Here is an 8,981-nt window from a genome sequence, read left to right as displayed (position 1 = left end):
TACAAGCAGGGGGTCGCAGGTTCGAGCCCTGCTGGTCCCACCATTTGCGGCCTGGTAGTTCAGTTGGTTAGAATGCCAGCCTGTCACGCTGGAGGTCGAGGGTTCGAACCCCTTCCAGGTCGCCAAATTAAATAAGCGGGAATAGTTCAGTGGTAGAGCGCAACCTTGCCAAGGTTGAAGTCGCGAGTTCGAATCTCGTTTCCCGCTCCATAATGATTTGGGTGCATAGCTCAGCTGGATAGAGCAACGCCCTTCTAAGGCGTGTGTCCGGGGTTCGAATCCCTGTGCGCTCATTAAGAAAAGTTTACTATATTTATAGTAAACTTTTATATTGTTTAAAAAGACACAGGATACATGCATGTCACCTGTGTCTTTTTCTTTATAAATATAAAATTATATAAGAGTTACATTATATTCATTAATATTGTAATCATATTAATGGTAATGTATAATAGTCTACAAGAAGTTTATAGAAAGATTTATTGCATAGATTTAATTAATTAGTAAATAGGCTCATATACATTATACTGTATACTTTATAGTACTAAGATATTAGAATACTATTTAAATTTATAAATTAATTTCTTATACTGAAAAAGAACGATGAAATCTACTATGAAATACTAGAGATTCTAAATACTTGATAATATAGTGCTTGTAGATTATTGTATTAAATGAATTGTTATACTTATAAGTAATATATCTATGACTTTGAAATAGATAAGTTGTTTTAATTATTTTTATAATAAAAGATAATTTCTAGAAAAGATACATAATAAGATATTAATAGAACTTGATATAAATTATTTATAAGATAAATTATTAGTATAAGATAAAAATAATATTACTAATATAATATTAATAGAAATATAGAAATAATGTTACAATTTTATATAATTAATAAATAGATTATTAAATTTATTGTAGCAAACATATATTGAAAAATAATATGTATTTTGAAATAGATTTTATAGTATAAAATTGCATCAAGGCGCGAGTACTATTTTGTATTCGCGCCTTGATGATTTGAATTATTTAAACTAGATTTAACTTTAATAAAAAATATATATTTAATGAGCAATATTTTTAATGTATTTAGAGATTATTTAACAATCTCAATCTATAAAAATAGAATTATTTACACAAAAGTTAAATAGTTTGTATAGAGTTAGATTTATATAGTATAATACATAGTGTAAATAATTAAGAAGTTATCGAACAGGAGGATAAAACTGTGTTAGATATAAATTCTTTTTTAAATGAATTTTTTAATATAATATTAAGAATGAGTATATATGATTTAATTGACATATCCATAGTAGCATATATTTTTTACAAAATATTTATGTTTATAAAAGATACAAGAGCAGAACAAGTATTTAAAGGTATAATATTTCTTTTGCTAGCAACTCAACTTAGTAACACTTTTAAATTGCATACTGTTTATTGGATATCTCTTAAGGCTCTGGATTATGGAGTTATAGCAGCTCTTATAATTTTTCAGCCAGAATTTAGAGCAGGACTTGAACATATAGGAAGAGCAAAGTTTAATTTATTTGGAAAAAATGTAAATACTTCAGAAGAAACTCTTAATAGAACTATAGAAGAGATTGTAGAAGCTTTATATTCACTTTCTAGACAAAAAATAGGAGCTCTTATCATAATGGAGAGAGAAACCAGAATAAGTGATATAATAAATACAGGAACTATAATTGATGCTGAAATTTCTAGGCAATTATTGATAAATATATTTATACCAAATACACCATTACATGATGGCGCTGTTGTAATTAGAGATTCTAAGGTAAAGGCAGCTGCATGTTTCTTGCCATTGACAGAGAGTAAAGATTTAAGTAAAGATTTAGGCACTAGACATAGAGCGGGAATAGGTGTAAGTGAAGTATCTGACTGTATAACACTAATCGTATCAGAGGAAACTGGAGGCGTATCAATTGCTAAAGCTGGTAAGTTATATAGAGATATTTCTAGAGAAAGAATGATGAATATATTACGTAGTAATCTAAAAACGAATACGGAAACAAGAAGTTTTTTCAAAGGTGGTATATTTAAATGATAAATAGACTAAAAAATAATACCAAAATAAAAATAATATCATTTTTAAGTGCAATTGCTTTATGGATGTATGTCATGGCTGTAGTTGACCCTGAAGAAACTAGAGGGTTTGAAGATATACCTGTATCTATAAGTAATATGAGTGATTTAAATGATAAAAATCTTGTTATATATCCAGACGAAAAATTAACAGCAGATGTGTATATAAAAGGTAGTTTATCAAAGGTACAAAAAGTTAAAAAAGAAGATATACATGTATATGGAACTGTTGAAGACCCAATACAAGGTAAGAAAGAAGTATATTTAAAAGCAAATATTCCTCAAGGTGTTACTTTAGAATTTAAGCATGATGTTTTAATAGTAAATCTTGAGAAAAATATAAAAGAAAAAAGAGATATAAAGGTAGAAGTAAGTGGAAATTCTAAAAGAAATATAGATAAAATTGAACTGAATAAAAATTATGTCGATATATCGGGTCCAATGAGTCTAGTTAAGGAAGTTAAGAATATAAGAGCTAATCTAAATGTAGGTAATGAGACAGAAGATTTCTCTAAAAAATTGGATTTAATACCTTTAAATAGTGATGGAACTAAGGTTGAAGGTGTGACACTAAGTTCAAATTCTGTAACAGCAAGTGTACAATTATTAAAAGAAAAAACTGTACCAATAAGAGTAGATTTAAAGGATAATAATCAAGATAATAATACATTGAAAAATTATAAATTAAGTAAAGATGAAGTTAGCATAAAAGGTAAAAAAGAAAGTATAGACAAAATAAATTATATTAAGACAAAACCTATTGATTTAGTTGATTTAGCTAATGGAGAGGAAAAAGAAGTGAGTCTAGAGATTCCAGAAGGAATAACTATTGATGATAGCTCTATAACTATAAAACTAAATGAAACAAAACAATTAAGTGCTGAGTTTGTATATAGTTCAGAAGATATTATGTTAAGAAATATTCCAGCAAATATGGACAATCCGAGTATAATTTTTACTGGAGATATTCAAGTTGTTGTAGAATCAACAGAAGATTTAAGTAAGCTAAATAAAAAAGATATTTCGTTATATATCGATTTATCAGAAGCACCTACTGAAAATGGTAAATATAAAATAAAATATGAAACAACATATCAATTTAAAAAAATAAATATAGAACCTAATATTGTTGAAGTGGAATGAACAAATATTTTGAATATTTAGTTGTTACAAGATGCGACAAAAAAATCTATAAAATTAAGTTTGTTAATTTTATGTTTTTGTTGCATCTTGTTTATTTTAGTTATATTATAAAATAAGGACAATGAGATATTTGTTAAATCTAAAAAGTGTTAGATATATGAAAAAAGACTGATAAATAGATTTAAATAAATATTTTTGAATTAAATATTTCAATTATCCCTAGGAAAACGTTGCTGAACGAGTTATAATTTAATTGAGATATAAAAGTTCTATTTCAAAAAATTCAAGATGAGGTGGAAATGCATGAGAAGTTTTGAAGAAGTAATTAAGTTTGCAAAAGAAAGAGGACCTAAAACTATATCAGTAGCATGTTGTCAAGATAAAGAAGTTTTAATGGCAGTTGAAATGGCTAGAAAAGAAAAAATAGCAAATGCCATTTTAATAGGTGATATAGAAAAGACTAAAGAAATTGCAAAAAGCATAGACATGGATATCGAAAATTATGAAGTAATAGATATAAAAGATTTAGCAGAAGCATCTCTAAAATCTGTTGAATTAGTTTCACAAGGAAAAGCCGATATGGTAATGAAAGGCTTAGTAGACACATCAATAATACTAAAAGCAGTTTTAAACAAAGAAGTGGGTCTTAGAACTGGTAATGTATTAAGCCACGTAGCAGTATTTGATGTAGAGGGGTATGACAGATTATTTTTCGTAACTGATGCAGCTATGAACTTAGCTCCTGATACAAATACTAAAAAGCAAATCATAGAAAATGCTTGCACAGTAGCACATTCATTAGATATAAGCGAACCAAAAGTTGCTGCAATATGCGCAAAAGAAAAAGTAAATCCAAAAATGAAAGATACAGTTGAAGCTAAAGAACTTGAAGAAATGTATGAAAGAGGAGAAATCAAAGGTTGTATGGTTGGTGGACCTTTTGCAATAGATAATGCAGTGTCTTTAGAAGCAGCTAAACATAAAGGTATAGATCATCCTGTAGCAGGAAGAGCTGATATATTATTGGCTCCAGATATCGAAGGTGGCAATATATTATACAAAGCTTTAGTATTTTTCTCAAAATCAAAAAATGCAGGAGTTATAGTTGGAGCTAAAGCACCAATAATATTAACTTCTAGAGCAGATAGTGAAGAAACTAAGCTTAACTCAATAGCCTTGGGCGTTTTAATGGCAGCAAAGGCTTAAATTTAAGGGGGAAATAGGCAAATGAGCAAAATATTTAAAATCTTAACAATAAATCCTGGTTCGACATCAACTAAAATAGCTGTATTTGATAATGAGGATTTAGTATTTGAAAAGACACTAAGACACTCTTCTGAAGAAATAGGAAAGTATGAGAAGGTTTCAGACCAATTTGAATTTCGTAAACAAGTAATAGAAGAAGCATTAAAAGAGGGTGGAGTAAAAACATCTGACTTAGATGCTGTAGTAGGTAGAGGTGGTCTTCTTAAGCCTATAAAAGGTGGAACTTACTCAGTAAGTGATGTTATGATAGAAGATTTAAAAGTAGGAGTTTTAGGAGAACATGCTTCAAATTTAGGTGGTATAATAGCAAAACAAATAGGTGATGAAGTTAATGTTCCTTCATACATAGTAGACCCAGTTGTTGTGGATGAACTAGAAGATGTTGCTAGAATTTCTGGTATGCCTGAAATAAGTAGAGCAAGTGTAGTACATGCTTTAAATCAAAAGGCAATAGCAAGAAGATTTGCTAAAGAGATAAACGCAAAATATGAAGATATAAATCTTATAGTTGCACATATGGGTGGAGGAGTTTCTGTTGGAGCTCATAAAAATGGTAGAATAGTAGATGTTGCAAACGCATTAGATGGAGAAGGTCCTTTCTCTCCAGAAAGAAGTGGTGGATTACCAGTAGGAGCATTAGTGAAAATGTGCTTCAGTGGAGAATATACTCAAGATGAAATTAAAAAGAAAATAAAAGGTAATGGTGGATTAGTTGCATATTTAAATACTAATGATGCTAGAGAAGTTGAAGAAAGAATTGAAGCTGGTGATGAAAAAGCTAAATTAGTATATGAAGCTATGGCATATCAAATCTCTAAAGAAATAGGAGCTAATGCAGCAGTTCTTAAGGGAGATGTAAAAGCAATATTATTAACTGGTGGAATCGCATATTCAAAAATGTTTACAGATATGATTGCAGATAGAGTTAAATTTATAGCAGATGTAAAAGTTTATCCAGGTGAAGATGAAATGATTGCATTAGCTCAAGGTGGACTTAGAGTTTTAATTGGTGAAGAAGAGGCTCAAGTTTATGATAACTAATGATAAAAGAATAAGAATCATAACAGGTCACTATGGAAGTGGTAAAAGTGAATTTGCGATGAACTATGTTGTTAAATTAAGAGATATGGTTTCTGGCAAAGTTGCTATAGCTGATTTGGATGTGGTGAATGTATACTTTAGAACTAGAGAAAAGAAAGAGTTAATGAAATCTTTAGGTATACAACCAATAGATAGTTCAATTAATGCTCCAACATTAGATTTACCAGCAGTATCAGCAGAAGTAATGTCACCTATGGTTGATCATTCATACAATTCTGTTATAGACTTAGGCGGAGATAATGTAGGTGCTAGAGTTATAGGAAGATTTAGTCATTTATTAAAAGAAGGCGACTATGACATGCTTTTTGTAATAAATGCAAATAGGGAGAAAACTCAAACTTCTGAAGAAGTTATCCAATATATAAAGGAAATAGAAAAATCTTCTAAACTAAAGGTAACAGGTCTAATTAATAATACTCATCTTATTAGATTTACTACTATTGATGATGTATTAAGAGGTCAAAAAGTTGCAGAAGAAGTTTCTAAGGAGTGTAATATACCTATAAGATATGTTGCATGCTTAGAAAATCTTGTTGAACAATTACCAAAAGATTTAGAGGGAGAAATTTTTCCAATAAAATTATATATGAGAGAAGACTGGATGTAGTTTGAGCTCAAATATATAGAAAGTTTAAGGAGGCTTAGGTAAATGGCTAAAGGAAAAGTATCTTTTAATCAAGAACGTTGTAAAGGTTGTGGATTATGTGTTGAAGCATGTCCAGTAAAAATCATACAATTAGACTCAAACACAATAAACAAAAAAGGGTATAACCCAGCAACTGTTTCTGAAATGGAAAAATGCATAGGATGTGCAAGTTGTGCGACTATGTGTCCAGATGTAGTTATAACAGTAGAAAGAGATTAATTTAAATTAATATTTAAGGGGGAATTTTAATGGCTAAGATACTTATGAAAGGTAACGAAGCATTTGGAAAAGCAGCTATAGAAGCTGGTTGCAAATATTTCTTCGGTTACCCAATAACTCCACAAAGTGAATTACCAGAATATTTATCAAGAGAGTTACCTAAAATAGGTGGAGCGTTCGTTCAAGCTGAATCAGAAGTTTCTGCGATAAACATGGTTTATGGTGGAGCAGGTGCAGGAGCAAGAGTTATGACTTCTTCATCTTCACCAGGAGTTGCTTTAAAACAAGAAGGTATAACATATGCAGTAGGAGCAGAAGTTCCTTGTGTTGTACTTAACGTAATGAGAGGTGGTCCAGGACTTGGAAGTATACAACCTTCACAAGCTGACTACTTTATGTCTACAAGAGGTGGAGGAAATGGAGACTACAGAACTCCAGTATTCGCACCAGCTACAGTTCAAGAAGCTGTTGACATGATAATGGAAGCTTTTGATGTTGCAGATTACTACAGATCACCTGTTATGGTAGTTGCAGATGGTATGATAGGTCAAATGATGGAGCCAGTTGAATTCAAAGCTCCTGAAAAGAAAAGAGAATTGCCTCCTAAAGATTGGGCAACTGTTGGAACTAAAGGAAAAAGAGTACCTAATGTAATAAACTCTTTATACTTAGAGCCAGAAGTATTAGAAGATCACTGTTGGCACTTAGAAGCTAAATTCAATGAAATGGAAAAAAATGAAGTACAATATGAAATGTACAAAACAGAAGACGCTGAATTTATATTTGCAGCTTATGGAACTACTTCAAGAATAGTGAAAAGCGCAATTGATATATTAAGAGAAGAAGGAATAAAAGCAGGTCTTATAAGACCTAAAGTATTATGGCCATTCCCATTTGAAGCATTTGATCAAATCCCTAGTGCTAGAAACATATTAACTGTTGAAATGAGTATGGGACAAATGGTGGAAGATGTAAAAATGGCAGTAGAAGGTAAATTACCAGTTTACTTCCATGGAAGACCAGGAGGAATGACTCCAACACCAGCAGAAATAGTTGAAAAAGCTAAAAAAATTATTGCCGGAGAATTGGTTGCAGGAGGTGCTAGATAATGGCTGTTGTATTTAAGAAAACTGAAGGGTTACAAGATACTCAAACTCACTACTGTCCAGGATGTACACATGGTATAATCCATAGATTAGTTGGTGAAGTATTAGAAGAATTAGGAGTATTAGGTGATGCTGTAGGTGTTGTTCCAGTTGGATGTTCAGTTTTAGGATATAAATATTTTAACTGTGACACTCAAGAAGCAGCTCATGGTAGAGCACCAGCTGCTGCTACAGGAATAAAAAGAGTTCATCCTGAAAACACAGTATTCACTTATCAAGGTGATGGAGACTTAGCTTCAATCGGTACTGCTGAAATAGTTCATGCAGCTGCTAGAGGAGAAAAAATAACTACTATATTTGTAAACAATACAACATATGGTATGACTGGTGGACAAATGGCTCCAACTACATTAGTTGGACAAAGAGCTACTACTGCTCAATCAGGAAGAAATGCTGAAACTCAAGGTTATCCAATAAGAGTAAGTGAAATGTTAGCTACATTAACAGGAGCTGTATTTGTAGAAAGAGTAGCAGTTGATACTCCAGCTCATGTTAGACAAGCTAAAAAAGCTATAAAGAAAGCATTCCAAGTTCAACAAGCAGGATTAGGATTTGGAATAGTAGAAGTATTATCTACTTGTCCTACAAACTGGGGACTAGCTCCAAATGATGCTTTACAATGGTTAAGAGACAATATGATACCATACTATCCATTAGGAAATTTCAAAAATGTTGAAGTTGAGGAGGTGAAGTAAATGTCTACAGCTAGAGTAATATGTGCAGGCTTCGGAGGCCAAGGTGTTATGTCTATGGGACAATTACTTACTTATGCAGGAATGTTAGAAGGTAAAGAAGTTTCTTGGTTACCATCTTATGGACCAGAAATGCGTGGAGGTACAGCAAACTGTGCAGTAACTGTATCTAGTGAACCAGTTGGTTCTCCACTTATAACAAATGATGCAACTGCAGCTATATTATTAAATATACCAGCATTTGAAAAATTTAAAGATGATGTTGTACCTGGTGGAAAAATAATAGTAAATAGCTCTTTAATAAAAGAAAAAGTTGAAAGAACAGATGTAGATGTTTATTATATCCCAGCAAATGAATTAGCTGTTGAATTAGGTAATGATAAAGTTGCTAATATGATAATGCTAGGAGCTTACTTAAAAGTAGCTGATACAGTAGATATAGAGTCTGTATTAGAAGCATTTAAAAAAGTTTTCGGACCTAGAAAAGAAAAATTTGTTCCATTAAACAGAGCAGCTTTACAAAAAGGTATGGATGCTACATGTTGCGGAGCAACTAACTAATAAAGAAAAAAGATGTCAAAAAAAAGACAATAGAATTATTTCTATTGTCTTTTTTGCTTAGAAGTATTAAAATAT

General features: G+C 31.1%; 9 protein-coding genes and 3 tRNA genes. All 12 read left to right on the top strand.

Annotation, left to right across the window (positions count from 1 at the left end; all coding sequences use genetic code 11):
• Nucleotides 1-48: 48 nt before the first annotated feature.
• Nucleotides 49-125, top strand: a tRNA-Asp gene (locus tag IC174_RS17565).
• Between the two features lie 10 nt (nt 126-135).
• A tRNA-Gly gene (locus tag IC174_RS17560) sits at nt 136-210 on the top strand.
• A 9-nt stretch (nt 211-219) separates the two neighbouring features.
• Nucleotides 220-293: transfer RNA gene (locus IC174_RS17555), tRNA-Arg, on the top strand.
• 941 nt (nt 294-1,234) lie between these two features.
• A complete protein-coding gene (gene cdaA / locus IC174_RS17550; protein WP_227434523.1) occupies nt 1,235-2,074 on the top strand; it encodes a diadenylate cyclase CdaA in 840 nt (279 codons plus the stop codon).
• Nucleotides 2,071-3,255: a YbbR-like domain-containing protein gene (locus tag IC174_RS17545; protein WP_227434524.1), complete on the top strand. Its 1,185-nt coding sequence runs from the start codon at nt 2,071-2,073 to the stop codon at nt 3,253-3,255. Before cdaA ends, IC174_RS17545 begins: the two co-directional genes overlap by 4 nt.
• 303 nt (nt 3,256-3,558) lie before the next feature.
• The gene (gene ptb, locus IC174_RS17540; RefSeq protein WP_227434525.1) at nt 3,559-4,461 is read left to right on the top strand and encodes a phosphate butyryltransferase; all 903 of its coding nucleotides are present in this window, start codon (nt 3,559-3,561) and stop codon (nt 4,459-4,461) included.
• Nucleotides 4,462-4,482: 21 nt separating this feature from the next.
• Nucleotides 4,483-5,562 (top strand): butyrate kinase, encoded by a 1,080-nt coding sequence (gene buk / locus IC174_RS17535; protein ID WP_227434526.1) that lies wholly within the window; start codon nt 4,483-4,485, stop codon nt 5,560-5,562.
• Entirely contained in the window at nt 5,552-6,229 is a 678-nt protein-coding gene (locus tag IC174_RS17530; protein ID WP_227434527.1) for an ATP-binding protein, read from the top strand. The genes buk and IC174_RS17530 overlap by 11 nt, the downstream gene beginning before the upstream one ends.
• A gap of 42 nt (nt 6,230-6,271) precedes the next feature.
• Nucleotides 6,272-6,487, top strand: a complete 216-nt coding sequence (locus IC174_RS17525; protein ID WP_227434528.1) for a 4Fe-4S binding protein — start codon at nt 6,272-6,274, stop codon at nt 6,485-6,487.
• A 29-nt stretch (nt 6,488-6,516) separates the two neighbouring features.
• The gene (locus tag IC174_RS17520) at nt 6,517-7,596 is read left to right on the top strand and encodes a 3-methyl-2-oxobutanoate dehydrogenase subunit VorB (protein ID WP_227434529.1); all 1,080 of its coding nucleotides are present in this window, start codon (nt 6,517-6,519) and stop codon (nt 7,594-7,596) included.
• On the top strand, nt 7,596-8,348 hold the full coding sequence (locus IC174_RS17515) for a thiamine pyrophosphate-dependent enzyme (RefSeq protein WP_003420710.1): 753 nt from the start codon (nt 7,596-7,598) through the stop codon (nt 8,346-8,348). Before IC174_RS17520 ends, IC174_RS17515 begins: the two co-directional genes overlap by 1 nt.
• Nucleotides 8,349-8,906, top strand: coding sequence for a 2-oxoacid:acceptor oxidoreductase family protein (locus IC174_RS17510; RefSeq protein WP_227434530.1), 558 nt, complete (start codon nt 8,349-8,351; stop codon nt 8,904-8,906). It begins immediately after the preceding gene.
• Nucleotides 8,907-8,981: the final 75 nt, after the last annotated feature.

The sequence above is a fragment of the Clostridioides sp. ES-S-0001-03 genome (assembly GCF_020676075.1).
Lineage (GTDB): Bacteria > Bacillota > Clostridia > Peptostreptococcales > Peptostreptococcaceae > Clostridioides.
This window is presented reverse-complemented; position numbering and strand designations above follow the sequence as displayed.

Bases quoted from the DNA above. Each gene is read 5' to 3' on its own strand.
- IC174_RS17545 (WP_227434524.1), top strand. From the start codon at position 2,071: ATGATAAATAGACTAAAAAATAATACCAAAATAAAAATAATATCATTT.
- ptb (WP_227434525.1), top strand. From the start codon at position 3,559: ATGAGAAGTTTTGAAGAAGTAATTAAGTTTGCAAAAGAAAGAGGACCT.
- buk (WP_227434526.1), top strand. From the start codon at position 4,483: ATGAGCAAAATATTTAAAATCTTAACAATAAATCCTGGTTCGACATCA.
- IC174_RS17530 (WP_227434527.1), top strand. From the start codon at position 5,552: ATGATAACTAATGATAAAAGAATAAGAATCATAACAGGTCACTATGGA.
- IC174_RS17525 (WP_227434528.1), top strand. From the start codon at position 6,272: ATGGCTAAAGGAAAAGTATCTTTTAATCAAGAACGTTGTAAAGGTTGT.
- IC174_RS17520 (WP_227434529.1), top strand. From the start codon at position 6,517: ATGGCTAAGATACTTATGAAAGGTAACGAAGCATTTGGAAAAGCAGCT.
- IC174_RS17515 (WP_003420710.1), top strand. From the start codon at position 7,596: ATGGCTGTTGTATTTAAGAAAACTGAAGGGTTACAAGATACTCAAACT.
- IC174_RS17510 (WP_227434530.1), top strand. From the start codon at position 8,349: ATGTCTACAGCTAGAGTAATATGTGCAGGCTTCGGAGGCCAAGGTGTT.